Consider the following 25,112-nt stretch of genomic DNA (forward strand, 5'->3'; position numbering starts at 1 on the left):
ATTGTGCCTGAAAGGGGTAGCAGGCGGGCGCGGGAGGTCAATGGGTAAGGGCGGGTGCGACGCGCTGGGGTCTTGCATGGACGCGCGCGCGGGCGTATCGGAAGGGCCATGTATACTGTTTGCGCTCTCTATCACTTCACCCGCTTTGACGACCCCGCAGCATTGCGTGAGCCGTTGCTCGAATTCTGCCGTTCGCACGGGATTTCGGGGACGCTGCTATTGGCCCGCGAGGGGATTAACGGGACGGTTGCCGGACCCACGCGCGGCGACATTGATGCGTTGGTGGATTACATCAACGCGATGCCAGGTTGTGCGGGGTTCGACTACAAACTGTCCACGGCCAGCGAGCAGCCCTTTGCCCGCATCAAGGTGCGTCTCAAGAAAGAGATCGTCACCATGGGCCAGCCCGATGTAGACCCTAAAGCTGCCGTTGGACACTATTGCACGCCCGAAGAGTGGAACGAGTTGATCTCTGCGCCCGACGTGGCGGTGATCGACACGCGCAACGATTACGAGGTCTCGATTGGCACCTTTGAGGGTGCGATTGACCCCGAGACGAAAACCTTCCGCGAGTTCCCGAAGTGGTGGGAAGAGAACAAGCATCGCTTCCATAACAAGCGGATCGCCATGTTCTGCACGGGTGGTATCCGCTGCGAGAAATCGACGAACTATCTTATCGGTCAGGGGATCGACGAGGTGTATCACCTCAAGGGCGGTATCCTGAAATATCTCGAAGAGGTGCCCGAAGAGAAATCCAAATGGAACGGCGAGTGCTTCGTGTTCGACGGGCGGGTGTCCATCGGTCACGGGCTGAAGGAAGGGCCGCACGAATTGTGCCATGCCTGCCGCCGCCCGATCCTGCCTGAAGACAAGACGCGTCCCGAGTTTGAGCAAGGCGTGTCGTGTCACCAGTGCATTGACGAACACGACGAGGATCGCAAGGCGCGGTTCCGCGAACGTCAGAAGCAGATCGCATTGGCCGCCGAGCGGGGCGAGAGCCATTTTCGGCAGGATTAGGGTCTATATTGCGCCTAAGAGCGGTTAGAAGATCAGCGCGTCCGTGATGATGCTTGCGTCCGTAATATCCGCCACGGTGAGCGTATCGCCCCCGCCAAAATCCAGCACGAAATCGGCTCCATTTCTGCTTCCGTAGGTGCTGACGATCTGGCTCGCGGTGAGGTTGGTGTTGTTCAAAAATTCGGGCGCGAGATCGATGTGGTCGCTGCCCGCCTCGAAATCCGCGATCACATCGTTGCCTTCCTCGAAATAGAAGGTATCCGCGCCCGTGCCGCCATAAAGCGTGTCATTACCTGCCTCGCCGTAGAGTTCGTCCGCACCCGACCCGCCGTAGAGCGTGTCGTTGCCATCCTCGCCGCGTAGCCTGTCGTTGCCAGCATCACCCGAGAGGATGTCATTGTCCTCGCCTCCCCAAAGCTTGTCATTGCCGTCGCCGCCATAAATGGTGTCCGCGCCTTCGTTGCCGAAGAGGCGATCAAAGCCGTCATCGCCATAGAGCGTGTCATTGTCCTCAAGCCCGAAGATGATGTCGTCGCCATCGCCGCCGTGGATCGTGTCGTCGTCCTCGCCGCCGAAGATGGAGTCATTGCCGCCTTCTCCGAATATCTCGTCGTTGCCGTGCTTGCCGTGGATTTCGTCGCCACCATCGCCACCATAGATCGTGTCGTTCCCGCCGTTGCCAGAAATCCAGTCGGCGTCCGCGTCGCCATAGATCGTGTCGTCGCTTGACCCGCCGCGAATGTGATCTTCGCCCTCGCCGCCGTAGATCAGATCGCTGCCCGCGTTGCCCTTGATGATGTCATCGCCCTCGTTGCCGCGCACTGTGTCGTTGCCGTCATTGCCCTTGAGCGTGTCGTTGCCAGGGCCGCCCTCGATAGTGTCGTCATCATCGCCGCCGTAGATCAGGTCGTCGCCTTCGCCACCGAGCAGGGTGTCGTTGCCTGCCTCGCCAATCAGTTCGTCGTTGCCCGCGTCGCCCGACACCCAATCGTCCCCGATGCCGCCCCTGATCCAGTCGTCGCCCGCGCCGCCGTAGATCGTGTCGTTGTCCTCGTGGCCGCGTATCTCGTCGTCGCCATCGCCTCCGTCTATGGTGTCCTCGCCTGTGCGGCCATAGAGTTTGTCGTTGTCCGCGCCGCCAAAGATCACGTCATCCCCGTCCGCACCGTCGATATCGTCCATTCCATCGTCGCCATAGAGCGTGTCGTTTCCGTCCTTGCCCCTGATCATGTCATCGCCGTCACCGCCGTGAATCTCGTCATCACCCTCGTTGCCCGCGAGGAAGTCGTCGCCCGCACCGCCGTAGAGCGTATCGTCGCCAGGGCCGCCGCGCAGTTGGTCCTCGCCCGCGCCGCCGTAAAGCGTGTCGTTGCCACCGTTGCCCTTGATGTAGTCGTCGCCATCCTCGCCGAAGATCGTGTCGTCACCGCCCTCGCCAAGTAGCGAGTTGTCCGCCCCGTCGCCCGTCAGCGTGTCGTCGTATTCGGAGCCGATGATGCCCTCGATACCGGAGTAGCTGTCGCCTGCCGCGCTGCCGTCGTTGGTGCTGCTCCCGTCGAGGAAGACGATGGCGCCCGTGTCGGCCCAAGAGTAGTCGACGTGATCCACGCCGCCCTCGCCGTTGAACTGGTCCGCGCCGCCGAGGCCCACGAAGGTGTCGCTTGCGCTCGATCCGATGAAGATGTCGTTTTCCTCTGTGCCGTAGAGCACGCCGCCGCTTCGCCCCGCTTCGACAATCCCCGCGCTGAGAACGGGGTCGTAATGGGACAGGGGCAGGTCGATGCGCGCCATCATGGTCTCGCGGGAGGTGCCCATGCCCGTGTATGAATGGATCACCAGTTCCTCGCCCAGATAGGTGATGATGCCGCCTGTTGCGGTTTGCGTATAGGCGAGTTGGCCCGTGTTGCGCAGGAGGGAGAAGTCCGACAGGTCGATGCGGTCGGTGAGCGGGTTGAAGTCCTGTATCGTGTCGCGTGCGCCGTCTTGTGTCAGGACGATCACATCCGCGCCTGAGCCCGTTGTGATCGTGTCCTGACCCGCGCCGTCGAAGATGAAGTCGTCGCCATTGCGCGCGTTGATCGTGTCGGCGCCCGTGCCGCCCCAGATGGTGTCGTCGCCATTGCTGCCCTGCGTCGAGCCGCCCGAAGCGGAGGCGGTGAAGGTGCCGCCCGATGTGTTGGTCGAAAGCGTGAGCACCTCGACGCCCGCTTCGGTTTCCGAGGTGGCGAGGATGCGCAGGTTGTCGCCGTCCTGCATCAGTGTGAGCGAGGAGACATTGTCGATGCCGAGCGCCGTGGTGTCGGCAATCGAGGCGCGATGGGCGATGGTGCCATCGGGCAGGAGTGAGAGCACCGTAATCCCGTCATCCATCCCTGTCGCGACGATGAAGGTGACGCCGTTAATCGTGATGGTTTCCAGCGCGTTGATCCCCGCAAAGCGCGTGTCGAGGCCGTCGATCACATGGTCCGCAACCGTCATGGAGCCGCTTGCGTTGATTTCGAGGACCGAGATCGAGCTGCTGCCCGAGGCCGCGATCACGGCGTAGCTGGTGCCGTTCTGCGTTACGGTGACGATGTCGGAGATGGCCGCGATCCCCAGTCCCTGTTCGGCGCGGAGCGTGTCGGCGACGGAGAGTGCGCCATTCGTGCCCACTTCCATCACAGAGACCTTGTTGCTCTCAAGACTGCCGAAGATGACAAACTCCGTGCCGCCGACCGTGAGGTTGTCCATCGTGGTGATGGTGTCGCCCGACAGGTCGATTGCGGAGATTTCGGTGAGGGTTCCGTCCGATGCGATGGTGTAGCTAGACAGGGTGTCCTCCCCCGCCGCCGACCCGATCAGCCGCGCGGTGCCGCCCGTTGTGACGAGCGTGGTGGCGGTGAAAATCTGCCCCGTGGTGTTTGTGCCCGAAGCGGTCCCACGCGTCAGGTCGCCGCTGTTGTCCATGGTGTGATTGAGACCTGCGGCGGCCTCCCAACCCTCCAGTGCGATATGCGTCACCGACCCGACCGTGTAGGCCGAAATCCCGAGGGGCTGGGCTGAGAAGCCGAAGAAGAAGCCCTCGTCAATTGAGGTCGGTGCGCTGGTGCCCGTGTTTAACTCGTAGCTGAAGATTGTGCCCACTTCGCGCGACATGAGTGTCAGAAACGTGCCGTTTGATGTCTCGACAAGAGCCGCGTCGTGAAAACGGAGATCCCGTCCGAGTGCGGACGTTCCCCAATGTGTTTGTGCGATCAGGCCCACCATATCGCCACCCCCGAATTTACCCAGATTCGTAAATGAACCAACGTCGAGGGTGTGGGCGACGGTGGAAATTTCTCGGAGCGACATTGTGGCGAAAACGGATCGTTTGTTTTCGATTGCGCAAAAGCTTTCGAGGAATGGCACAGAAAATTTCAACCGGTTCTTTACGTTTGGCGTCATCACGGGGCCACGGGTAGAGGGTATCGAACTCGCGTTGGACAGCGACCAGAGGCTGCTGGCCCGCTGGTGATGATGACCCTGTCTGCGCCAAGACTGATCCCGATGTGCGACCCATCGGCCACGGCGCGCGATGGGGGTGGTGCGATGGGCGCCGCAGCGTACCTGTGCGCTTGCAGGCGGAATATTGCCTCGCGTAGTCTCGCCTCGATGCAGCGCCACGGGTGAATGGCGCCGAAGGGGAGGTCACGGGGGTGGCACGCGCAGAGCAAGTGGCGGTGATAATTCCTGCCAGTAACGAGGCGGCCTATATCGGGCCGTGCCTTGAGGCGTTGCTCGCCTCGGACACGGGTGGTGTGTCCATGTGCGTGGTTGTCTCCGCCAATGCTTGTACCGACGACACGGTGGCGCGCGCGCGCGCCTATGAGGCGCGGTTTGTGGAGGCAGGGCATGGGCTTGAAGTCCTTGATGCGGCTGAAGCAGGCAAACCCGCCGCGCTCAACCGCGCTGAGGTGTCTTTGGTAAACAAAGGCATGGCCGAGGTGCCGCGAATATATCTCGATGCCGATGTGACCTGCGACCGCGCGTTGGTGGCGCAACTTTACACGGCGCTTTCGCGGGATGTGGCGACCTATGCCACGGGGCACCTGCGTGTCGCAGAAGCACGCTCGGCGGTGACACGGGCCTATGCGCGGATCTGGCGGCGCCTGCCCTTTGTCAAAGGCGGCGCGGTGGGCGCGGGATGCTTTGCCGTGAATGCGGCGGCGCGCGCACGCTGGGACGCGTTTCCAGATATTATTTCCGACGACACCTTTGTGCGCACGCTTTTCGCTCCCGATGAACGGATCGAGACGGAGGCTGGGTTCGACTGGCCTATGGTTGAGGGGTTCGCGGCACTGGTGCGGGTGCGAAGGCGACAGGATGCAGGCGTGCGCGAGATGTGGACGCTTTATCCGCAGCAGATGAAAAACGAGGCCAAAGCGCCGCTTTCGGGTCGAAAGGTAGCGGGATTGGCCCTGCGTGATCCGCTTGGTTTTGCGGTCTACGCGGCGGTCCATATCGCGACGCGCGTGTGGCGCAAACCAGATGGCGCATGGAGCAGGGGACGATGACGATGGCAGGAGACACGGCGGCAACCAAAGGACCGATTGCCTATCTGACGGGCGAATATCCGAAGGTCTCGCACACTTTTATCCAGCGCGAAATCGCGACCCTGCGCGCGGCGGGGTGGGAGGTCGAGACATGCACTGTGCGCCGTGCAAGTCCGCGCGATATCGTGGCGGATCAACTCGAAGAGGTGGCGAGAACCTTTGCCATTTTGGAGACCGCAAAATCGCCATTCCGCCTGATTAGAGACCATTTTGAGACGCTCAAACGCGACCCTCGGGCATGGGGACGGGCGGCGGCGCTAGCGTGGCGAACGCGGCCAGCGGGGGCGAAGGCGCTCCTGTGGCAGTTGTTCTACTTTCTTGAGGCGGGAGTTCTGGCCGAGCACCTGCGCGCGCGGGGCGTGCGACACCTGCACAACCATTTCGCCAATTCGAGCTGTTCGGTGGCGATGCTGACTTCGGAAATGTCAGACATCCCGTTTTCTTTCACCATGCACGGGCCTGCGATCTTCTACGAGCCGTTGCACTGGCGCATTGACGAGAAGATCAAACGCGCAGCTTTCGTGTCTTGTATCAGCCATTTCTGCCGCTCGCAGGCAATGTATTTTTCAGACCCTAAAGCATGGGAAAAGCTCAAAATCGTGCATTGCGGCGTGACGCCCGATCTCTATGGCCGCGCGGATGATACGGCGCGGCCCGTCCGCGTTGTTTTTGTAGGGCGATTGGACCCTGTGAAAGGTGTGCCGCTGTTGATCGACGCCTTTGAAAGGGTAGCGGCGCGTCACGCGGATGTGGAGCTTTGTATTGTGGGCGATGGTCCCGCGCGGGTGGACTGCGAGGTAAAGGTGGCGCGTGCGGGCCTGTCCGAGCGGGTAACGTTCAAGGGCTACCAGACGAGCGAGGCCGTGGCGGAGATCCTTGGGCAATCCGATGTTCTGGTCCTGCCGTCCTTTGCCGAAGGGGTGCCTGTTGTTCTGATGGAAGCGATGGCAACGGGTTTGCCCGTGATCGCATCACAGGTTGCGGGCGTGGGGGAGTTGATCGAGGATGGCGTGTCGGGATTTACCATTCCTGCGGGCGATCTTGATACGCTCACGGCGCGGCTGGAGCGCCTTTTGTCGGATGCGGATTTGCGTGCTCGTATGGGCGCGGCGGGACGTGCCGCGGTTGAAAAGAGCTTCAATCTGGAGACCGAGGGTGCTTGGCTTGGCGAGATTATCGAAGGGTCGCTGAACGGAGCGTTGCCCGATGGATTGCGATCCGAAACTGCCGATTAGAGTAGGGATGCGATCTCGCCGCGGTGGAGCCAGACGGCGAGACCCGTCAGCAGAAGCCCTATCCCCATCAGCCCCAATTCCCCGACGGGATCCCATGCGCCATAGCGCGCGGTGAGATAGGCGCGGTAGGGGTAGACAATCAGGTGCGCCACAGCGGGCGCGAGGATCATGCCGACGATTCCGACCTGTGTCAGTCCGACGTAGGTGACGATGAGAATGCAGACGGCCATGACCGCTTGCAGGTAGAAATGGCGGCGGCTGTCACCCTTGGCCAGAAGCGCGTCTTTCGACCCGATTACGGCGTATCCAGGGATGAGGGCGAAAGAGATCAGCACGACCACGGGGCCAGCGGCGAGATAGCGGTCGTCATAGAGCAGCCCGACGATCCACACGCCGAGATAGGCGAAGATGATCGAGATGCCGATGGCGAACCCCGCGACGAGGCGGTGGGCGCGAAAGAGGTTGCGCTGGTTCTCGCGCGAGGCGCTCGGCGGGCGCATACGGTAGAGTGGGAAAAGCACGCGCTGGGCGATGCTGAGGGCGGCTGTTTCGGGGATGGAGCCGAGGATCAGGCCGATGGAGAAGATACCGAGGAGTTCGGCGGAGACATGCGCCCCGAGAAGTGCCCGCCCGCCCATGTTGATGGCGAAGGTGGCGATGGTGGAGAGGAAGATGAACACGCCGAAAGTCATGATCTCGTGCACGGCATCAGGGGTGAGTTCAAAGCGGTCGCGCTCCCCATCGAGGAAGCGGAATTGGAACAGGGTCAGAACTGCCGCGCTGACGACGCTGCCGATGGCCAGAGCCATGACCGAGCGCAGCCACCAGGCCAGCAGCAGCATGATGAGGATGGAGACGACCTGTGCGCCGAGTTCGATGGCGACAACGCGGCCGAGTTGAAGGCGGCGGTTGGCGAGTGTCGCGCGGGTCGGTTTGAAGCCTGCGATCAGGACCGAAAGCGCCGTGACGGGTAAAAGCACAGCCAGATCGGGTTGATCGTAGATCGCAACGGCGGGGTAGGCCAGTGACAGAGCGACCAGCCAGAGCAGGAAGCCGCGCAACACCTGAATGCTCCACGCGGTGTTGAGGAAGCTGCGCTCTTCGCCACGGTTGCTTTGGATGATCGAGGCATTGATCCCGATGTCGGAAAACATGTGCAGCCCGTAGATGAAGACCTGCACCAGTGCCATCAGGCCGAAGGCATCGGGGAAGAGCAGGCGAGTGAGCGCGAGATTGGAGAGCAACCGCAACGCGCTGCTCCCGCCGACGCTGGCCAACGTGAGGAGCGTGGCGCGCAGGGACCGTGAGCGCACACCATCGCCGCCCATCGCGGCGCGGGCCGAGGTGATGGCGTGGGAAATTGGGTTTGTGCGAAGGGTCACGGGTCGGGATGCTCGTTTGGTGGTGGTCGCGCCTGTTATCGCGCTTGTATTCATCCCGCGTGATACATGGCGTGTGGGCCTGTGGGAACAACGGGAGCGGATCGTTGTGTGCTTTCCCGTGCGCCTGTTGCAAATGGTTCAACATGTGCGCCACCTGCGTTGCGTTTGGTGGCGACTTGGTTAGGGTCGCGGGAAACGGGTGCGCCATGCGGGAGCGAAAGCAGGAATGACAGGGTTCGGTTCGGTATGGCGGCGGTTGGTTGCGCCTTTGTTGCGGGTGATGGGCGCGGGCCTGATATGCTTTGCGGGCGTGGCGGCTCCTGCGCATGCGGAAGCATCTGGCGTTGGTCTTGATGCGCCTGCGCTGGCCTACAACCTTGCCCCTCTGCGCGATTGGGAAGCCGCACAGCCCTTCATCAACCTGATGCGCACCGTGCGGCCTTGGGTCGGGAATGCGGGTGGCACATGGGGTGCGGTGTCGCATAGCGATTTGCGGGAGGCAGGTGTCTTTGACGCGAGCGGCTGGCCACGTTTCGTGCCTGAAGGTGTCGAGGCGCTCGTGTCCATTCTCGCGTGGAATAGCGACGAGGGCACGCTGGACGGTCTGAAAGCATCGCGGGCGGGTGACTATGTTCTGCGGTATCGCGGGGCAGGGGCACTGACCGTTTCGGGCGATGTTCGGGTCACAAAGCGCGCGGGGGGCGAGATCCGCTTCACCAATCCTGAGGGTGGCCCGATCATCCTGACGATCACGGAGACAGACCCCGCAGGTGAGGGTGATTGGCTGCGTGATATTACGCTCATGCGTGCCGAGGACGTGCCGCTCTATGAGGTCGGTGCGGTGTTTGATCCCGACTGGGTTAAGGCGATCAGGGACGCACGGGTGCTGCGGTTCATGAACTGGCTCGGGACGAATGTTGAGCCAACGCGCGGCGGGTATGAGGAATTTCGCCCCGCAACGGCGCAGGAGATTGTTGCGCTGTCTAACCATGTCGGCGCCGATCCGTGGATCACCGTGCCCCACTATTGGAACGAGACGCAAACGCGCGCCTTTGCGCGTGAGTTGCGGGACGGGCTCGACCCCACACTGACCCTGCGTGTCGAGTTTTCAAACGAGGTTTGGAACGGCATCTTCCCCGTGCATCAATGGGCCAAACGCGCCGCGCAGGCGGAATGGGGCGAGGAGGCAACGCTCGGGTATGCCGCGAAGGCCGCAACCGAAATGGCGCTGCTTTGGGAAGAGGAGTTTGCCGCGCGTTCAGGGCCGAAGCCCGCGTTGGTCAATGTTCTGTCAGGCCAGACCGCCAATCCTGATGTGCTGCGCCAGTTGATTGACGGGGAAGCGTGGCAAAGTGCGGAGCCGTCACGCTTTGCCCCGCCCGCATCCGTTTTCGAGGAAATCGCCATTGCCAGCTATGTTGGCGGTCAGATCATGCACGGACCCGAAAACGGACGCGCGGCGCTTGCGGCGCTGGATCGTGGGGGGCTGTCGGAATGGATGACCGAACGGCTGTTCGATGCCGATCAGGAGGGCGGGCTGGTGCGGGCGCATGCCAACTGGCAAGCCCACGCCGATCTTGCCCGTGCGCGCGGAGTGAAGCTGGTGGCCTATGAGGGTGGTCAGCATCTGATGCCTGCTGGCACGGGGTTGGAGCGTGAGGATGTGGATCGCCTGACCGCCGCAATCGGGGACTATCTGCGCAGTGCGGAGATGGCGAATGTCTACGCGGAGATGTGGGAGCGGTGGATGGATTTGGGGGCTGGCCCCTTCATGCACTACAGCGAGATGAGCCGCCCCTCGCGGCACGGTCATTGGGGGCTGCGTGCCTATACGGGCGATGCGTCGCCGCGCGTGCAGACCCTAGACCGTTTTAATGCGGAGGCTTCTGCGGCGCGGGTGCTGCCCGCCTGCGATTGCTACCTCCATGGTGTGACGCGCCATGCGGGAGACGCGGGAGGCGAGCTTACGGGGACGGCGCGCGCCGATGTCCTGATTGGCGGGGCTGGGAATGACAATTTTAGACCCGAAACCGGCCAAGATGGTGTCTATGGTGGTGCGGGCGAGGATGCGATCTATCTGCCTTATACGGTTCAAGAGATGCGTGTGACGAAGCTGAGTGATACGCGCGAGGAGGCGCTGCGCCTTGACGGGCCAGACAGTCGCATTCGTATGGTGGGCGTCGAATGGCTGGTCTTTGCGGACGGCCGCAGGGAAGCCGCGCCGACCCCGTGAATCGATGACCTAGCGGCGCATCTGAACGCGGGGTCGGCGCTTTGCCACAACCTGCCCGCGCGCACGAAGACGACGCGGCAGGTCGTCGGGATTGAACGCCGTGCGGCGCGCGTCAATCTGCGTCCACAGCGCCCCTGCCATCATCCAAAGCGGCGGCACGCCCGAGGAGTTGGGGATCAGGTCCACGAGGTTGGCGGCCACGAGGATGAGCGGCCCCGTCAGAAGCAAGTCGGTTTTCAACCGTCGTCGCATGGCAAAGACGAAATAGGCGGGCAGGCAGAGCAGGCCGAACTGGCCCAGATAGCCCATCCAGCCAAATTGACCGATCACGTTGATCCATGTGCCGTCCACGATGGATATGTCGCGCCCTTCTTCGTTGTAGATGCGGGCCCGTCCCCAGCCCCCCCAACCCGCCAAGGGCTTCAGGTTTGCGCGTTCGATCAGCATCGCCTCGTTGTTGAGCCGCGTCTCGAAGGATTGGGCGCGTTGCGGCGACAGATTTTGCATGACCTCAACCATCCGGTCGACAGGAACGATATTCGCCCCGCGTGCAATCGGGTAGAACAGGACCAGCGTTGACACCATGGCGGTGGCGAGGATCTGCATCCGTATGGAGAAGACGAGGACCACGGGAAGAAGGACGGTCGTGATCAGCACCGCGCCCAGATTGCGCGACAGGTAGAGCACGGCGAAGAGATAGAGCATCGCGCCAAGCCACGCCAACCGCACCTTTCCCTCGGCCAGTCGCGCAAGGATCGCGGCCGAAAGGACACCCAGTGACAGGAACATCCCCACGCGCAACCCGTGACTGAGAAAGACAATCGGACGGAAACTGCCGCCACGGATGTGCTGGACAAATTCATGCGGGAAGAAGCCGTAGATCCACGTGTTGAGCTGTGGCGAGAGGCGCACTTCGATCAGGGCAAGGAGCGAGTATCCGAGGCTGCAGAACACAAGGATGCGCAGCAGGCTGATCTGCACGTCCCGGGTGCCGAGGTGACGTCGCGCGATCCAGAACGGCAGGAGCTGCACGATGAGCGAGAGCGACATGGCGGCGAAATCGTAAGGGGTGAGCGCGACAAGCACGTTTTTTGCATAGACGAGTGGTTCGCGGTTGCCCCTGTAGGTGAGCCACAATCCGATGAACAGCATCAGGATAAGAAGCGAAATGGCGAGGTTCAGACGCGACTTGCGGCGTGCTTTGCGCCATGGCTCGGCTTCCTCGGCATCGGGGGCTTGCTTGCGCAGGGCCGTGGAAGAGGGCGAAGAGGCGCGACGCGCGGCAATATCGGCGAGTTTGTCCGCCTTACGCGAGTAGAGCCAAGCAAAGAGCGCAGCCGAGAGCGCGGGCACGAGATCCTTGTCATAGGCGGGCAGAAGCGGCAGGTCGATCTGTGGCTGCACGGGGAGAAACAGGTAGCCCAGAACGATGGTCAGGATAATCGCTTTGGGAATGGTCGTCGCACGAAACAGGCCCCACGCGATGGCGGGCCAGATGAATAGCATCAGATAGGCAATAGCGTTGGGCATCGGCCTGTCGACTTGTCCTGCTCGTCGGATGCGGCGGGTTTTCCCGTCTCGCCTTCCGCATGTCTCGATTGCGCAAATGCTACGCGAGCGGAGCGGTAAGGCCAACGGTTTTCGCGGCCCGCGCCCGCGTCGAAGAGGTTTTGCGTCCTGCGCGACACAGGGCTATGCTGCGCCAAAGCGCGCGCATGGGACAGGCGGCCCTGATGGGTCAAGCTAAGGTGCGGGCCAACAAAACGCGGGGGCGCGAAGCGAGTGGGGCACGGGGTGGAACATCTCGAACCGTTGGACATGGTGGTGTCCATAATCAATTACCGCACGGCGGCGCTGACCTGCGCCTGTCTGGCCACTGTGGTTCCTCAGGTCAGGGGCCGCGCGGCGCGTGTGGTCGTGGTGGACAACGCTTCGGGCGACGGCTCCGACGATGAGATCGCGGACTGGATCGCGCGGGAGGGTGCGGGCGATTGCGTGACCCTGATCAGATCGCAGCGCAACAGCGGCTTTTCTGGCGGGCATAACCAGACCATTGAGGCCTTTAACGCGCGCGCCTATTTCATCCTGAATTCGGATGCCTACCTGCGCGAGGGGTGTATTGACGCGCTGATGGTGGCGCTGGAGGCGCACCCGCGGGCGGGGCTTATCGGGACGCGGTTGGAGGCTGAGGATGGCACCGCGCAACCGACCTTCTTCCGCATGCCAGGTGCCATGTCGGAAATGATCCGCGCTGCGCGCACGGGGTTTGTGACCCGCGCGTTGCGGCGCTTTGATCTGCCGTTGCCAAATCCGCCACAGAGCGCGGAGATCGGCTGGGCGAGCTTTGCGGCGATTGTTGTGACGCGACAGGTGATCGAGGCAATCGGGCCGATGGATGACGGCTATTTCCTCTACTTCGAGGATACGGATTACGGCGTGCGGACGAAACGCGCGGGATTTGACATCGCCTATGCGCCCGATGCGCGGGTGGTGCATTATTGCGGCGGCTCCTCGCCCGTCGAGAGCCTGAATGCGGCCCGCAAACGCTTGCCTGCCTATTACTACGCCTCCCGCACGCGGCTGTTTTACAAGACACACGGGCGCATGGGGCTGCTCGCGGCCAATCTGGCGTGGCATGCGGGGCGCGTGATTGCGGCGGCGCGTGTGCTGGTTGGCGGCTCCTATCCGCGCGCGAATGAGAATGAAGCGCGCGATATCTGGACGAATTTCCTTGATCCGTTGGGCGACCCGAAGGCGCCAAGTGGCCGATGAGCAAGGTCGCGGCCATCGTGATCGGGCGCAACGAGGGGGCGCGGCTTCTGGCCTGTCTCGACAGCCTCGCAGCACTCGACACGGTCATCTATGTCGATAGCGGCTCGACGGATGGTTCCGCGGAGTCGGCGCGTGATCTCGGTGTGCATGTGGTCGATCTGGACATGACGCAGCCTTTCACAGCAGCGCGGGCGCGCAATGCGGGTGTCTCGGCGCTGCGGGAGATGGGCGCGGAGGTGGACTTCGTGCAATTCGTTGATGGCGATTGCGTCATGGAGGCGGGATGGATCGACGCGGGTCGTGCCTTTCTCGACACGCATGACGGGGTGGCCGTGGCCAGCGGGCGGCTGCGTGAGCGGTTTCCCGAGGCCTCGATCTACAACGCCCATTGCGACCGCGAATGGGACACGCCCGTGGGCGAGGTCAAGGCCTGCGGCGGGATTGCCATGATGCGTCTTGCGGCCTTCGAGGCGGAGGGCGGCTTTGATCCCACGTTGATCGCTGGGGAGGAGCCAGAGCTTTGTGTGCGGTTGCGCGCGGCTGGTTGGACGGTGCATCGGATCGACGCCGATATGGCACTGCACGACGCGGCAATGACGCGGTTTGCGCAGTTCTGGCGGCGTGCGCGGCGGGCGGGATTTGCCTATGCCGAAGGGGCGCATATGCACGGGCGACCACCAGAACGACACTTTGTCTCCGAGATGCGCCGCGCGCTCTTCTGGGGTGGTGTGTTGCCCCTTGCCATATTGGTACTTTGGGCTTCTTTAGGGCCTGTTTTCACGCTGTTGTTCGCACTCTATCCCGCGCAAATCCTGCGCATTGCATTGCGGGACGGCGGCACGCGGCCTGCTTTCGAGAACGCGGCCCTGCTCACTGTCGCCAAATTCGCTGAGTGCCTCGGTGTGATCGAGTTCTACATCACGAAATCGACCCGAAAGCGGCGCAAAATCATCGAATACAAGTAGTCCTGCGCCCTAGTAGTAGCCGTAACTCGCGGTCGTGGCGGGGTCAGGATAGTTGCATTTGTTGAGCACAACACCGAGCACATTGGTCAGCTCGGAAAGTTGCTGTTCGACTACGTCGATCTGATCTGCGGGCGTGCGTTCGGCCTCGACCACCAGAAGGGCTGCATCCACATTTGACAGGAAGCCGCGCGTGTCGTCGGCGGCCAGAAGCGGCGGCGTGTCGAAGAACATCAGGTCGGGTTGATAGCGCCCTTCGATGTCTTTGAGAAAGTCCGTCATGTTGCCCGATTGAAGAAGCTCTGATGGATGCTCCACGGGGCCGCTGTTGACGGCGAAAGCAAGATTGTTCCCGACGCGGCGGGCATGTTCCTCGAACGGCACTTGCCCCCTAAGAACATCGCCCATCGTGGCGGCGGGTGTCATGCCGATGATGGATTGAAGGCTAGGGCGACGAAGGTCGAAGTCGAAGACCATCGTCTTCTCGTAAGGCAGTCGCCCGAAGGAGAAGGCGAGATTGACCAGCGTGGTGGTCTTGCCAACCTGCGGGCCTGCCGAGACGATCGCAATTCGGCGTAGCCCGTCTTTCTGGGCCATGTCGCGAATGCGGGTGCGCAGCATGTCATAATGGCTGCCCGCCTTGTTCCCGTCGAGCGTCGCAACGCGCTTCGATTTCAGGTGCGCGCGGTCGGGATTGGCCGCGATGAGCGTGTCCCATGCGCTGTCGCCTGCGACGGACGTGTGCACGGCCATACGTGTCGATCCGGACTTTTGCGCGCGTGATGTGCGGGCCTTTTCAATGGCTTTTTGGAGATTTTCCATGGGTGTTTACCTCACAAGACCATGCCGGTTTTTTCGATCACCTTGCGGATCAGGTAGTCGATGGGGATGTAGTAGGTGTGAATGATCCAAACCAGTGTCGGGATTGCCATGCCAACCGAGAACGAGAGGGCGGCAAACTTGATCCTGCGCCAGTTCCGTTCGCGTTGCGTGCGCATGTAGGGGATCGTTGCAATGGGGGTCAGTCCGATGGCATTGACCAGATCCTTCGACCGTTTGGGCGCGGTGCTGAGCAGTTCGATCAGCGCGATAAGCGCCCCGCCCATTACGATCCCTCCACCGATACCTGCGGCCGCAATGAGCTTGCGGTTAGGGCGTGCGGGTTCGGTCGGCACGGATGGTTGTTCGATCACCGTGACGCGCTGACCGCGCGACAGGGTTTCGATCCGCTCACCTGTCGAGGCCTGTGCAAGACGGTCAGTGGCTTTGATGTATTGATCCTGAAGATTGGCGTAGTCGCGTTGAAGCGCGTCGAGTCCGACACCGACTGCAGGGGTGCGCGCGATACTGTCTTCCAATTCAGCGACCCGCTCTTGTGCCTTGGCGATCTGTTCTTCCAAAAGCACCACCTTATCGTCGATTTCTCCGACTTGCAGATCAAGCAGCCGCTTTGCGGTGCTGACTTCCTCGCCCTCCTCAAGCTCGCCAGCGGCTTGCAAGAGACTGGCTTCGAGGGATTCGATCCGTGAACGCAGGGAGGTAATACGCGGGCTGTCGGGAGCATAGACGCCGCTGGCATCGGCCAACTGGCTTTTCAGTTCCCATAGGCGGCGTTCCTCTGGTGTCTGGTTGGACAGGTGGTTCGGATCATCAAACTGACCTGAGGCCTCGAACACTTGTGTGAGGCGCTCTTTTTGGTCCAGCAGGGCTTTGATCTCGCCTTCGTCGCGTTCGATGCGGTCGGTCAGCGAGAACATCAGGTCGCGACGGTATTTCAAACTCTCGGGCAGCGCGTCGGAATTCTCTTGTTTGTAATCGAGAATGCGCGCGCTCATGATTTCGAGTTCTTCGCTCAGGCGATCCACATCCTCGGCAAAGAAGTCTTCGGTTTGCTCGGCGCGCTGGGCGCGGTATTCGGCGTCTTCTTCGAGAATGAAGGTGAGATATTCGCTCAGGACCGTTGCCGCGATCTCGGGATTCTCGCTGTCGAAAGTCAGCGTCATGATCGTGGCTTCGTCACGTCCCGTCGAGCTTTCGACCATCGTGTTGAGGCGCATGGCCTGCACGATCTGATCGGGGTTCATGCGCGCCTGATTGGTGAAAACGCCGACCTTTTGCGCGGTGGCCAGAAGGTTTTCACGGGTCAAAAGGCGCGCCTCGAAAATCTGAAGCTGTTCCTGCTTGGGGAGTTCGACGGTTGATTGTGCCAACTGGCCAGGAATCTGCGAGCTTTCGACGATCAGGCGCACACGGGATTGATAGATCGCGGGCAGGGTGAGGGCGGCGAGAATGCCCGTGATGGCGAAGGCCATGAACACGAGAAGGAACCACGGCAACTGACGCCAGATCAGCGCAGCATAGAAACGGATGTCGGCGTTCATTCGGCGGCCTCCGCGACGAGCGCGCCGTAGTGGAATAGCCCGTCGTCGATCACGTGGCCCACGGTGGCTTCGGTAACAAGGCGTGCATCTGCGCTCCATGCGTAAACCATCGAGAGATCGCAAAGCTGGTTAACCAGGCGCGGCACGCCGCCCGTTCGGGCGTGGATGAGCGCGGCAGCCTCGGGGGCGATTTCCTCACCCGTCCCACCCACGGCGGTCAAGCGATGCGCGATATAGGCGGCGGTGTCGTGCGAATTCAGCGGGCCGATGTGATAGCTGGCTGCGATCCGCTGCGCCAGTTGACGCAGAGGTGTCGATGACACGATGTTTCGCAATTCCGGCTGGCCGACGAGGATAAGCTGAAGCAACTCGTCTTTGTTGGAATTTATGTTGGTGAGCATACGGATTTCTTCGAGACCTTCGGTCGAGAGGTTTTGCGCCTCGTCGATGATCAACACCACACGGCGGTTCTCGGCATATTGCTCGATCAGAAAGTCCTGAAACCTCTGGAAAAGGGAGACATAGTTGTCGCCATAGCCTTCGGGCGAGATGCCGAAAGCGTTCAGCACCCATTGCAACAACTCGCCGCGCCCGCCCTGCGCGTTGGAGATCAGCCCGATCACAAGATCATCGCTGCCTTTATTCAGGAGCGCTTGGATCAAAGTGGTCTTGCCCGACCCGATCTCGCCGCTGACCAAAGTGATGGGCGCGCGTGACAACAGGCCGTATTCCAGCACGGAAAAGGCACGTTTGTGCTGCACCGACCAATAGAGCAAGCTCGGGTCAGGCAACAATGTGAATGGGCGTTCCGATAGCTCGAAAAAGCCTGCGTATAGTCCTTCTGTCGACATCTCGTTTTCCGATTTTTGCCGAAGCCGCTTTGGGCGTCACTGCTCAATTTTTACACGTCAATTATTTGACGCGGAGAAAAGTGTTAATGAGGAATTAAGGCAAACATACGGCTGAGACGGGAAAATATTGCTGCAAACAGGTGGCGGTTTTAGCGATGAAGTCATGTCACTACGCGCTAAAATAATCAGTGCCGATGGATGGCGATTTGTAAAAATGCCCGCAATAGCGTTAAGGTTCGCGCGAGCAGAAAAACAAATCAGAGGTCAAGAGGGTGAAACTCCTCCTCCCCGTGGCGCTATGCCTTTTTCTCGCGGCGTGTGACAGCGCCGAAGATCGGGCCGAAGCGCATTATCAAACCGCCATTGAGCGCGTGGCCGAAGGCGATGCGCAGGGGGCACTCCTTGATTTAAGGAACGCGCTAAAACTTGACGAGACGCATCTCGATGCGCGTCGTCTATACGCCGAGCTGTTGATCGAGAACGGATCGGTGTCGGCTGCCTACCGCGAATTCAGACGGGTGGTTGAGGCCGCTCCCCATGATGTGGAGGCACTTCGCGAGCTGGCGGGGATTGCGTTCGATGGAAACGACACAGAGGCGGCGGAGAACTACCTTGAACGCGCGCTAGGCTATGCGCCCGATGATCTGGACCTTGCCGCAATCGCGGTGGGTTTGGCCTATCGTGAGGCTTCGCGCAGCGGTGATGACGCGCCCATGCAAGCTGCCGTGCAGGAGGCGAACAGGCTCATCGGGCTGGACTCGGGTCTAATTCGTGCGCGTCGTGTGGCGGTCGCGGGGGCTATTCGTAACGGTGATCCTGAAGCGGCCTTGGCGCTGATCGAGGCGGGGCTGGCGATTGATCCCGAGGATCGCGGGCTGCAAAATACCAAGCTCGTCGCCCTCAACCAGATCGGAAATGCCGAGAGCATAGAAGCGCATGTCCTCAACATGGTGGCGGTCTATCCAGAGGATGCGCGCACGCAACGGCTCTTGGTGGATTGGTATCTTGCGGAAGGTCGTGTGGATGAGGCCGAGGCGTGGCTCGCGGGCCGAATTGATCCCGATTCCGACGATCCGCTGCCGCGGATGATTTACCTGCGGTTCCTGTCCGAGGTGCGGTCCAACGAGGCAATGCGCACGGTATTGCGCGACCTACTCGACAGTGATCCACTCGCGCCCGATGTGGCGGCGAACGAGGATGCCTTCCGCGCGCTTCTGGCTGGCGCAGATCATCTTGCAGGGCATACCGACGATGCCATTGCGGCGCTTGAAAACCTGCTGGACGGGAAAGAGCCCGATATCCGTGTGGACCGGATCAAGATGCAACTCGCACTTCTTCGCCGTGCGGCGGGTGACGACGATGGTGCCAAGACGCTGGTTGACGAGGTGTTGTCCCATGACCCTGGTCAGATGCAGGCGATCAAGCTCAAGGTTGAGTATCTGATCGCAAGTGACCGCACGGATGAAGCCATGCTCGCTCTGCGTTCGGCGCTCAATGATGCGCCAGAAGATCCCGAACTTTTCACCTTGATGTCTATGGTCTACGCCCGCGAGGGTAAGGCGACACTGGTCTCGGACATGCTGGCACGGGCGGTGGAAGCGTCGGTGAACGCGCCCACCGAGTCGCTACGCTATGCCGCAAATCTGATCGAGAAGGGCAATCTGCGTTCGGCGGAAAAGGTGATCGAACAGGCCCTCCATCGAAACCCGCGTGACATTGCTTTGAACCGTGCGATTGGCAACATCCACATCGACCTGCGCGACTGGCCACGCGCACAGGCGGATATCGAGCGTATTCGTGCCCTCTTGCCCGGTCAGGTCGCGCTGACGACAGAACTCCAGACCCGCCTTTTCACGGCACAGGAAAAATCGGACGAGTTGGTTGCTTTGATGAACAGCCTGAACGCGACGGCGCAGGGCGATCTGGCTGCGCAGATGGCACTTGCGCGCGGCTATTACGCAGCGGGTGACATGGAGCAGGTATACGCCAAGCTTAATGAAGTGCGAGCCGCCTTTCCCGATGCGCCCGATCCCGAAGTCTTTATCGCGATGATGCAGTTGGATGCGGGTGATTCGCCCTCCGCGATTGAGCGGTTACAATCGGTCTTGGAGGCGTATCCCGAGACGGAGTCAGCATGGATCGCGCTTGTGGCGGTCGTGCGAGAGTACGAGGGCGCGGATGCGGCCAAAATAGTGTCTAATCAGGCGATTTTGGCTATTCCTGAGAGCCGCAACCTCGCCATCACGCACGCGCGTTCTTTGGAAGAATTAGCTGACTACGAAGGGGCCATTGCGCTCTATCAGACGCTCTACGAACGCGATGGCGGGGACGTGGTTGTGGCGAACAATCTCGCCTCGCTCCTCTCGATGCGCCGTGATGATCCCGAAAGTCATGCGCAGGCCTACAAGATCGCGCAACGTCTTAAGGGCATGTCGCAGCCTGCGTTCCTCGACACCTTCGGCTGGGCCGCGCATCTGGCGGGAGAAACGGATGAGGCGGTGCGTGCATTGGCTGATGCGGCCGAGGGGCTGCCCGACGAGGCGGTGGTGCGTTACCACTATGGCGAGGCGCTTGCAGCGGCTCAAAGGCTCGATGAGGCCCGTGAAGAGCTGTCAACGGCGGCCGACCTGTTGCGCAATAGCCCCGATGCGCCGCCAAGTTTGGTCCGAGATGTGGACGCAGCGCTGGCAAAGCTAGCGCCGTAAAGCGCACCATGGCATAAAATGACCTAATAAAACGACCCGCACTGGCGAAAGGAAAAATCCTCGACGGTGCAAAAGGGTCTGACGCGGATCGCCAAAAGGCGGGCGCAAGGCAAACGAAGCAGTCAAAGGGCCACCAAACGGCTCTGAAGTAAAAGGTGAGGCATGCGCAAGCTAATCTCCGGCCTCTTGGCCGCCTTCCTCGTTGTGACCGCGGGCGCGGCTCATGCGGGGTATCGTATTCAATCGGGCGACACGTTGAAGGTTGAGGTGCTCGAAGATCCGAGCCTGAACCGATCTGTTCTTGTCTTGCCTGACGGGTCTATTGATTTCCCTTCCGCAGGGAGCATTAAGGCGCGCGGGAAATCCACTGCCGATGTGCAGGGGGCGATTTCCGAACGCCTGTCCCAAGTTTTCGCAGCGCGACCTACGGTTTATGTGAGTGTGGTGCACGTCAAAGAGGTTCTCCCGGGTGATATCAAACCCGATCTTAGTGCGATCTATGTCATGGGCGAGGTCAACCGCCCTGGTGTGATTGAAACTGAAGACGACATGACGGTGCTGCAAGCCATTGCGCACGCGGGCGGGTTCACGCGTTTCGCCGCGACGAAACGGGTCGAAGTCCACAGGATCGACGTTCAAACCCAATCCGAGCAGGTCTACTATTTCGACTACAAGAACAAGCTCGGCATCTCGGGTGCGTTCCTATTGCGCGCGGGCGATGTTGTTGCTGTGCCTGAGCGTAGGCTCTTCGAGTGAAACAAAGACGGAACCACTCGAAGGAGCGTCAAAAGTGACATCAACGATCAAAGACAGAGCGCCGATCTGGCGCAGTTGGGGAGCGCTTACGGCGCTTTGCGCATCGGGTGTGGTGGGCGCCCATGCTGATGACGTGAATGGGTCGCACAGGCCAGATCATGACGGTATGACGTTCACGGTTGGTGCGGAAGTTTGGTGGGAGGACAATCCCAACCTGAGCCCGAGTGGTGGCGACGGGATTTTCGCCGCGGGCGTGCCGTTAAGCTACAGCCTCGGTTGGTCGTCGCCGACCACATGGCTCACGATTGACGCCGATACGGGGATCGAATTCAGCGAAGGCGATACGCGGTGGTACGAGCCTGATGTCGACGTCACCTTCGGCCATGAGACCGCACGCACGCGGCTTACGGCAACGGCGGATTATGCCAGACACGATGTGACGTCTTCGGGCTACTCGACGGCCAGCGATGGGCGCGCCGATTATACGGCGGGCACGGGGATGGTCACTCAAGCAGGTGCGAAGCTACGTTTTGACGGCGGGCTCTACGGGCCACTCACCTATGGTGTCGAGTTGTCCCAACGTGTCGTTGATTTCTCAGAACCCAATTCAGCCACCCAATACGACAACACGACAGCTCAGGTCGTCGGATCACTCGGCGCGACTTTGCGGCCAGGAACGCGGGTGACACTCGACGCGGACTATACGCGCTTTTCGGGCGATGATCCTGATGCCACGGAACGCCATGACGCGACGGTGGATGTCTCGCTCTATCAGGACATCGACAGGGTCACGCAGGCGCGGGTGATGGTGGGTTATGCCGATCTGGAGACGCGCTCGCGCGTAGGTGAGGACAGTCGGAGTGAATTTCCGTTTCTGCTCCAACTGCGACGCGAGACCAAGAGCGGCTTGGCGCATCTGACCTATTCGACCAAGGTTAACACCGACGGCGCGTGGCAGACCTTGGAGATGTCGCGCAACATCAAGACGCGGAATGGTGAGGTGTCTTGGGCGCTTGGCGCGGTGCGCACCGATGTGGGCGACTTGCGCCCGATCGGCCATCTCGCCGTGGAAACCGAAGGGCCGAACGATGCTCTGGCCTTCGAAGTGCGGCGCAGTTTTGGCTATGCCCTTGGCGGTGAGAAAACCATCACCAACCGTGCGACTGTTTCCTACGACCACCAGTTCGATGACGTGTCTGGCCTTGGCTTGTCGCTCAATGCAGTTGCGCTTGATGGTGAGATGAGCAGCGCGGCCAAGCTGGCAAGCGAGCTGGTCTATCGTCGCGCTCTTCTGGACGACGTGACGATGGAAGCGGGTGTCCGAGTCAATGTGCTCGACGCCGTTGATGCCGATCTCGCGCAGTCGAACTCGGTATTCTTCGCCGTCAAGAAGTCGTTCCAGACCCGCTAGATCTAACGAGGACCAACCGCATGGCTAATGTCGAGACAGGAGTGATGTACAGCCGCCTCGCCTCGCGTGCGGGCCTGTTATGGCTCGTGCTTGCGGTTGTGGGGGCGGCCTTGTTCTTTCGCGATGGCGTGGAGGCGCTCGTCGTGGCATGGGCTACGCCTGAATACAGCCACGGCCCATTGATTCCTGTTCTCTCCGCCCTCCTGTTGCTGCGACAACTCAAGACCGAGCCGATCCTGATGGGGCCTGTCAATCGTGTGCAAGGGGTGGCGGTTCTCGTCGCGGCGTTGCTGTTCGGTGCGCTTGGAAAACTCGCGCAGATCCCAGATGTGGTTGCCTATGCGACAATCCTCTGGGTTGGTGCGATGCTCTTGATTTCCTTCGGCTGGGCACAGGGGAAAGCGTTCTGGCCCGCGGTTGTGCATCTTGTCTACATGCTGCCGCTGCCAGGTGTGTTCTATTATAAGCTTTCGACTTTTTTGCAGTCGGTCTCTTCCGAACTCGGCGTCCTGTTCCTCCAATGGGTCAACGTGCCCGTCTTTCTCGAAGGGAACATCATCGATCTTGGCGTTATGAAACTCCATGTGGCGGAGGCGTGTTCGGGGTTGCGCTACCTCTTCCCGATCCTGAGCTTCTCCTTCATCTTTGCCGTCCTCTATCGCGGCCCGACATGGCACAAGGCGATCCTCCTGATAGCCGCCGCGCCGATCACCGTGCTGATGAATTCGGTGAGGATCGCGGTTGCAGGGGTGTTGGTCAAATACTGGGGTGCTGGCCACCTCGAAGGCTTCAGCCACTTCTTCGAAGGCTGGGTGATCTTCATGTCCTGCGTGGTTTTGCTGATGCTGATCGCATGGGGGCTGTTGTTCCTGCGGCGTGATCGAATCACTTTCGCTGCCGCGTTCGATGTCGATTTTGACGGTGTGCCGCGCCAATTGGCCCGTTTGCGCCTGATCGAGCCGTCACGGGCGTTGATCGGTGCGGCCCTTGCTACACTGGCCCTATCAGCGGCATGGGAGTTGCGCCCTACGCCACTTAGCGGCGATGTGGTGCGCGATCCTTTCGCGCTCTTTCCGACCGAGTTGGGCGCGTGGTCGGGTGAGGTCGCTCCACGGCTTCAATCCGATATCGAAAGATCCTTGGGGGCCGATGACTATGCGCGGATCATTTTCGCTCATGCCGATCATGCTGCGCCTGTCGATTTCTTTGCAGCCTTTTACCACGACCAGACCAAGGGCGGCACACATTCGCCTGAAATCTGCCTGCCTGGAGCGGGGTGGGAAATTGCGGCGCTGGAGCGGGTCGATGTTGGGCCGCAAGTCGGCCATGATGGCCGCTTCCGCATCAACCGTGCGGTCATCCAGAAAGGCGAGGCGCGGATGCTGGCCTACTACTGGTTTGAACAGCACGGCCGCCATGTCGCATGGGATTTCGAGGCAAAGCTGATGTTGCTTTGGGATGCCGTGACCATCGGGCGGACCGATGGTGCTCTGATGCGTCTCGTGACGCCCGTTGGCGAAAGTGAAAGTTTAGCCGAGGCGGAAGCCCGCCTCATGGCGGTATTCAAAGAGAGCCTGACGCCGCTGCCGCGTTTCGTGCCGCCTGCGCCGCTTTGACTTGGGCGCGGCGATACGACCAATACAAAGCAAACACCCTTGGTCCGTCGACAAGATAGCGACGCCACAAGCGCACCGGGTTGCTCATCAGACGATAGGCCCATTCCATTCGCGCCGCACGGAACATTTCGGGCGCGCGTTTTTGTTTGCCTGTAAGAAAATCAATGCTCGCACCAACGCAAAGACCGATCCCGCGCGCCTTGCCACGCTGTTTCAGATCGTAGGCGAAAAGCTCTTGCTTGGGGAAAGAGATGCAGATCAGAAGCACGTCGAACTCCGTCTCCTCGACACGTTCGAGCGTGGCTGCCCATTCGGCGCTACCACGCGTCATCATCGGCGTTTCGATGTGGGTCAGGAGAGCGTTGGGGTAGAGGCCTTCAAGCGTCTTGAAGTCATCCAGGATCGGACCACAGACCGCGATGCGCGGACCGTCGAGCGTGGCCTTTTCGATTAGGGCGCGGGTGATGTCGGATCCGGCGAAGGGCGCCAGATCAATCTCGTTCTGGGCTGCGAGCTTTTCGAGGATGCGACTGTCGCAAATGCGATGATCGGCGGCATCATAGGCCTCACGCAGCTCGGGGCGACGGTCAAGTTGCACCATATGGTCGACATTCGGTGTCGCCACATAGGAGAATCCGCTGCGATCGCCTGCGCAAATCAGCGACATCCATGTATCCTGCGACGCGATGGAGAAATTCATCCCCATAAAAGCCACTGAGGGCACGGACGGACGCTCAGGGTGCCAGCGGCTTGCCAGATCAATGCTTTGATCGGGTTGGAAGTCGAATAGCTCGCGCATGATCAGGTCTCTCTTCTTCTTCAGTCACTCGATAACCAGCTGCGAGGCCGTGTATATTCACCACGCGTCGGACCCTGATTTTTCAGTAGCGTTAACCATGATCGGAAAAAGGGGCTGAAATGTGGTCGAAGGAAGAAGCCGCGGGGGTATTTTCGGTGCGCCACGATGAAGGGAGAGGTGGTCGCGTAAATTCGGACCATTGTTTAAGGTGGATCGCATAACGAACGAGACGATCCATAATGAGCAAAAGAAAGAACTATTCACTTGACTTCTGAGCTACTCCCCAGTTGTTGGACAGGATCTGGCGTAAATTAAGCTACTCTCTGCTCCTGCTGATCGGGTTTTGTTCTGTCATTTCTCAGCCAATAGACCACGGCTGGCGGCCTGCCGCCAAGGGCTGAGTGTGGGCGTTGGTTGTTGT

General features: G+C 60.8%; 17 protein-coding genes. 10 read left to right on the forward strand and 7 right to left on the reverse strand.

Annotated elements, in window-relative coordinates; translation table 11 throughout:
- Positions 1–108 precede the first annotated feature (108 nt).
- Positions 109–1,017 carry a rhodanese-related sulfurtransferase gene (locus ACN0SC_RS14435; RefSeq protein ID WP_417250390.1) on the forward strand — a complete coding sequence of 303 codons (909 nt, stop codon included), beginning with the start codon at positions 109–111 and terminating at the stop codon, positions 1,015–1,017.
- Between the two features lie 24 nt (positions 1,018–1,041).
- Here ACN0SC_RS14435 and ACN0SC_RS14440 read toward each other — a convergent pair whose 3' ends face one another.
- Positions 1,042–4,347, reverse strand: a complete 3,306-nt coding sequence (locus ACN0SC_RS14440) for a hypothetical protein (protein WP_417250391.1) — start codon at positions 4,345–4,347, stop codon at positions 1,042–1,044.
- Between the two features lie 344 nt (positions 4,348–4,691).
- Between ACN0SC_RS14440 and ACN0SC_RS14445 the strand changes: the two genes are divergently transcribed.
- Both ACN0SC_RS14445 and ACN0SC_RS14450 read left to right on the forward strand, forming a co-directional pair.
- Complete coding sequence (locus ACN0SC_RS14445) at positions 4,692–5,549, forward strand: glycosyltransferase (protein WP_417250392.1); 858 nt, start codon at positions 4,692–4,694, stop codon at positions 5,547–5,549.
- On the forward strand, positions 5,546–6,823 hold the full coding sequence (locus ACN0SC_RS14450; protein WP_417250393.1) for a glycosyltransferase: 1,278 nt from the start codon (positions 5,546–5,548) through the stop codon (positions 6,821–6,823). The genes ACN0SC_RS14445 and ACN0SC_RS14450 overlap by 4 nt, the downstream gene beginning before the upstream one ends.
- On the opposite strand, the gene ACN0SC_RS14455 is transcribed toward ACN0SC_RS14450, so the two are convergent.
- Positions 6,820–8,205 carry an oligosaccharide flippase family protein gene (locus ACN0SC_RS14455; RefSeq protein WP_417250394.1) on the reverse strand — a complete coding sequence of 462 codons (1,386 nt, stop codon included), beginning with the start codon at positions 8,203–8,205 and terminating at the stop codon, positions 6,820–6,822. The genes ACN0SC_RS14450 and ACN0SC_RS14455 overlap by 4 nt on opposite strands.
- Positions 8,206–8,431: 226 nt before the next feature.
- On the opposite strand from ACN0SC_RS14455, the gene ACN0SC_RS14460 reads away from it, so the two are divergent.
- Complete coding sequence (locus tag ACN0SC_RS14460) at positions 8,432–10,438, forward strand: hypothetical protein (protein WP_417250395.1); 2,007 nt, start codon at positions 8,432–8,434, stop codon at positions 10,436–10,438.
- Positions 10,439–10,447: 9 nt separating this feature from the next.
- Here ACN0SC_RS14460 and ACN0SC_RS14465 read toward each other — a convergent pair whose 3' ends face one another.
- Entirely contained in the window at positions 10,448–11,968 is a 1,521-nt protein-coding gene (locus tag ACN0SC_RS14465; RefSeq protein ID WP_417250396.1) for a hypothetical protein, read from the reverse strand.
- Positions 11,969–12,232: 264 nt separating this feature from the next.
- Between ACN0SC_RS14465 and ACN0SC_RS14470 the strand changes: the two genes are divergently transcribed.
- The gene (locus ACN0SC_RS14470) at positions 12,233–13,210 is read left to right on the forward strand and encodes a glycosyltransferase family 2 protein (RefSeq protein WP_417250397.1); all 978 of its coding nucleotides are present in this window, start codon (positions 12,233–12,235) and stop codon (positions 13,208–13,210) included.
- Positions 13,207–14,175, forward strand: coding sequence for a glycosyltransferase family 2 protein (locus ACN0SC_RS14475; protein ID WP_417250398.1), 969 nt, complete (start codon positions 13,207–13,209; stop codon positions 14,173–14,175). The genes ACN0SC_RS14470 and ACN0SC_RS14475 overlap by 4 nt, the downstream gene beginning before the upstream one ends.
- A 9-nt stretch (positions 14,176–14,184) precedes the next feature.
- On the opposite strand, the gene ACN0SC_RS14480 is transcribed toward ACN0SC_RS14475, so the two are convergent.
- From ACN0SC_RS14480 to ACN0SC_RS14490, 3 genes are read right to left on the reverse strand one after another with little or no spacing between them, the layout of a single operon-like run.
- Positions 14,185–14,994, reverse strand: a complete 810-nt coding sequence (locus ACN0SC_RS14480; protein WP_417250399.1) for a tyrosine-protein kinase family protein — start codon at positions 14,992–14,994, stop codon at positions 14,185–14,187.
- Positions 14,995–15,005: 11 nt separating this feature from the next.
- Positions 15,006–16,553, reverse strand: a complete 1,548-nt coding sequence (locus ACN0SC_RS14485; protein ID WP_417250400.1) for a GumC family protein — start codon at positions 16,551–16,553, stop codon at positions 15,006–15,008.
- Positions 16,550–17,404: an ExeA family protein gene (locus ACN0SC_RS14490; protein ID WP_417250401.1), complete on the reverse strand. Its 855-nt coding sequence runs from the start codon at positions 17,402–17,404 to the stop codon at positions 16,550–16,552. The genes ACN0SC_RS14485 and ACN0SC_RS14490 overlap by 4 nt, the downstream gene beginning before the upstream one ends.
- Positions 17,405–17,676: 272 nt before the next feature.
- Here ACN0SC_RS14490 and ACN0SC_RS14495 point away from each other — a divergent pair, with 272 nt between their 5' ends.
- The 4 genes from ACN0SC_RS14495 (at position 17,677) to xrtD (ending at position 23,892) form a co-directional block, all read left to right on the forward strand.
- On the forward strand, positions 17,677–20,109 hold the full coding sequence (locus ACN0SC_RS14495; RefSeq protein ID WP_417250402.1) for a tetratricopeptide repeat protein: 2,433 nt from the start codon (positions 17,677–17,679) through the stop codon (positions 20,107–20,109).
- A gap of 162 nt (positions 20,110–20,271) precedes the next feature.
- Positions 20,272–20,865, forward strand: coding sequence for a polysaccharide biosynthesis/export family protein (locus tag ACN0SC_RS14500; protein WP_417250403.1), 594 nt, complete (start codon positions 20,272–20,274; stop codon positions 20,863–20,865).
- A 34-nt stretch (positions 20,866–20,899) separates the two neighbouring features.
- Positions 20,900–22,276: a hypothetical protein gene (locus ACN0SC_RS14505; protein WP_417250404.1), complete on the forward strand. Its 1,377-nt coding sequence runs from the start codon at positions 20,900–20,902 to the stop codon at positions 22,274–22,276.
- 20 nt (positions 22,277–22,296) lie between these two features.
- The gene (gene xrtD / locus ACN0SC_RS14510; RefSeq protein WP_417250405.1) at positions 22,297–23,892 is read left to right on the forward strand and encodes a VPLPA-CTERM-specific exosortase XrtD; all 1,596 of its coding nucleotides are present in this window, start codon (positions 22,297–22,299) and stop codon (positions 23,890–23,892) included.
- Here xrtD and ACN0SC_RS14515 read toward each other — a convergent pair.
- Positions 23,840–24,691 carry a WecB/TagA/CpsF family glycosyltransferase gene (locus ACN0SC_RS14515; RefSeq protein ID WP_417250406.1) on the reverse strand — a complete coding sequence of 284 codons (852 nt, stop codon included), beginning with the start codon at positions 24,689–24,691 and terminating at the stop codon, positions 23,840–23,842. The genes xrtD and ACN0SC_RS14515 overlap by 53 nt on opposite strands.
- Positions 24,692–25,112 lie beyond the last annotated feature (421 nt).

Source organism: Celeribacter sp., from assembly GCF_048261515.1.
Classification (GTDB): domain Bacteria; phylum Pseudomonadota; class Alphaproteobacteria; order Rhodobacterales; family Rhodobacteraceae; genus Celeribacter.